The sequence below is a fragment of the Nitrospinota bacterium genome (assembly GCA_035528715.1).
Lineage (GTDB): Bacteria > JADFOP01 > JADFOP01 > DATKYB01 > DATKYB01 > DATKYB01.
This window is the reverse complement of the sequence record DATKYB010000117.1, coordinates 1-2771: the sequence shown is the minus strand read 5'-3', so window position 1 is coordinate 2771 and position 2771 is coordinate 1. Positions and strand designations below refer to the sequence as shown.

Genomic DNA, 2771 nt, shown 5'->3' with positions numbered 1-2771 from the left:
GCAAGGGTAATCCCTCAAAGACCATCTTCCCAGAGGTTCCTGCTGACTCGATAATTAAATTTCCAAATCCAAATATCCTGCCCCAAATCCCAAAGCTGCAAGTAATATTCTCTATATTATCAAGCATGATAGACATAAAACGTTTACCGATGATTCCTCTTTCCTTTATTAGCCTCAAATTTGTGAGGTGGAGCCGATTAAATTTCCAAGCGAGATAAAAGACTGCTATCAGAAAGACAGAAGTAAAAGAACTTATGAGGATGCAAAAATTCACAAACTCATCTAAAAGTACAGCTCCTATAAATGAGCAGACAAAAAGAAGATAGATTATCCAGAAAAGGAATATCACAACAACGGGAATAACAATAAATAGCCAATGGGGATTGGTTTTAAAGATAATTTTTTCATCGGGAAGTAGATATATTGAAGGATTAGATTGGAAGCCTTTGGTCATAAGTATTAGAGGAAGGAGGAGCTTTATAAATTATTTCTCTTTCAACTTGTTTCCTTGGCTTGGTATATATTTTTCTTGAGTGATCAATAATATCTCTTTTATAAGAGATTTTTATTTTAGGCGAAGCTAAGGTGATAGCGCTAAAAGGCCGAGAGGTTTTTCCATCTATCATTAATTTGAGATATATATGATGGTTGGAAAGATTGACCAGATCACACTCATCAAAAACAGGAGAAAATTCTTTCGCTAAACATTCAGCATCCTCGACTCCTACTCTGAAAGATATGATTGTACCTGCATTTCCAAGAATAGCCGCCTTTATTTTTTCATCAAGCTGTTCTATATACTGATGAGCAAGAATTAGATTTAATCCATATTTCCTGGCTTCAGACAAGATGTCAGCAAAGGAAAGAGTAAGAAAATTATGGATCTCATCCACATAAAGGTAAAATGGTATTCTCTTATTTTCTTTCAAATTCGCCCTGCTTAAAGCAGCTAATTGAATCTTTGTTACTATCATCGCTCCTAAAAGGGAACAATTTTCTTCTCCGATCTTTCCTTTGGCAAGATTAACGATCAATATCTTTCCTTTATCCATAACCTTTCTTAGATTAAAAGTATTTTCTTTCTGTCCAACAATATTTCTTAGAGGCAAGCTGGTTAGAAACTGACCAATTTTATTAAGAATCGGAGATATAGCCTCAGATCTGAGCCAGGCAGAATATTTTTCAAACTCATAAAACCAGAATTCTCTGACTTGAGGATTAATGACATTCATTAACACTTTTGTTCTGAATTCTTTATGAGTTAAAAGTCTTGGTATATCCAGAAGTGTACCTCTTTGATATTCCAGAAGTGTAAAAATTGAATGTCTTAAGATATGTTCTAGTCGTGGGCCCCAGAATTCTGACCATATTTTTTTGAATACCGAGATAATACCAGATACAACAAGATGATAGTAATCGGGATGAACTTTTTCTAGGGGATTAAAGGCTATCGGGAATTCCAAATCCCCAGGATTGAAATAGATGACATCTTTTATTCTTTTCTTGGGAATAAAATTCAAAACATCTTCTGCCAAATCTCCGTGAGGATCTATTAAAGCTGTACCATTTCCACTCCTGATATCTGAGACAGCCATATTCTTTATTAGTGTGGATTTTCCGGTACCGGTCTTTCCAATGATATACATATGACCTCTTCGATTCCTTTCTTTGATTCCGAATCGCTTCTTAATATCCCGATAATCTGTAATCGCAAAGGGAGTGATTGGATTTTTGTCGCTGCCTAATTCTTCTTTCATATATCTCAATAATAAATCCCCAATAATTAAATAAAAAGACAGTAAAAACTGCCCTTTGAAGCAAATTATCCTCTCTTGTTAGAACTCATCTATAAGCTAAGCTGAAAGTAGAACCTTAAAATCTAATAAATATGGAGGAAAAGAATGAAAAATAAGGTTAAGTGTATCGAATTAAGGACTAATGAGGGAAAGGTTATTTTGAGTCTCTATCTTTACGAAAAGGAGATTCCTTCAGAGGATAACCTAGAGGCTTCGTTAAACGAGAAAACAGATGTGAAAAAAGAAAAAAGTCAGAAAGAAAGCTCTAAAAATGATGATCTGATGACAGACGCTCAAAAGAGATATCTATTTAGAATCTTGGCTGGAAATGGATTAGAAGCAGATGAGGCTCATGAAAAATTAAAGGAGCTCTTTCAAGTGGATTCTTTAAAAGATGTAACCAAGGTTGAGGCGAGCAACGCTATCGAGAAATTACTTGAAGAGAGCAAGGGAGGAAAGGATGATAGAACACCTTTCTAGCAGCCAGATGAATCTCTACCTTCAGTGCAGCCTTAAATACAGGTTTCGCTACATTGATAAAATTCCAGTGCCATTTAAACCGTCAGGGCTTGCTTTTGGAAGTGCTATTCATTCTACTCTATCTTGGTTTCACAAAGAGAGAAAAAAAGGAAACGAGGTGACTCTGGAGGATTTTTTACGGCTTTTTGATGTAGACTGGTACAGTCAGAGGGCAGATTCTGAGATACGATACAAAAGCGGTGAGAATGAGGCGAAGTTAGTGTTTATAGCAAAGGAGATCCTAGCCCTTTATTTCCATCAAGAACATAATGGAGTAGCTGACAGCGAGATTCCTTTTGTCGTTCCCTTGGTTAATCCCTCAAACGGAGATCGTCTTGGATTAAACCTTGAAGGTTTTATCGACCTTATCGAGAAGGATGACACAATAGTTGAGTTTAAAACTTCAAATCAGACTTTTACTCAGAAAAATGTTGATGATAACCTCCAGCTTACTGC

At 35.9% G+C, this 2771-nt stretch carries 4 protein-coding genes; 2 read left to right on the top strand and 2 right to left on the bottom strand.

The features are described from left to right. Both VMW81_08440 and VMW81_08435 read right to left on the bottom strand, forming a co-directional pair. On the bottom strand, window positions 1-274 hold a 274-nt coding region (locus VMW81_08440; GenBank protein ID HUU50973.1), incomplete at its 3' end, for a PH domain-containing protein. Window positions 275-431: 157 nt separating this feature from the next. Then, window positions 432-1757, bottom strand: a complete 1326-nt coding sequence (locus VMW81_08435) for a type IV secretion system DNA-binding domain-containing protein (GenBank protein ID HUU50972.1) — start codon at window positions 1755-1757, stop codon at window positions 432-434. Window positions 1758-1901: 144 nt separating this feature from the next. Between VMW81_08435 and VMW81_08430 the strand changes: the two genes are divergently transcribed. Both VMW81_08430 and VMW81_08425 read left to right on the top strand, forming a co-directional pair. Then, the gene (locus VMW81_08430; protein ID HUU50971.1) at window positions 1902-2276 is read left to right on the top strand and encodes a hypothetical protein; all 375 of its coding nucleotides are present in this window, start codon (window positions 1902-1904) and stop codon (window positions 2274-2276) included. Beyond that, window positions 2257-2771: PD-(D/E)XK nuclease family protein (locus VMW81_08425; GenBank protein ID HUU50970.1), on the top strand; the 515-nt coding region annotated here is incomplete at its 3' end. The genes VMW81_08430 and VMW81_08425, both read left to right, overlap by 20 nt.

Bases quoted from the DNA above. Each gene is read 5' to 3' on its own strand.
- VMW81_08435 (HUU50972.1), bottom strand. From the start codon at position 1,757: ATGAAAGAAGAATTAGGCAGCGACAAAAATCCAATCACTCCCTTTGCG.
- VMW81_08430 (HUU50971.1), top strand. From the start codon at position 1,902: ATGAAAAATAAGGTTAAGTGTATCGAATTAAGGACTAATGAGGGAAAG.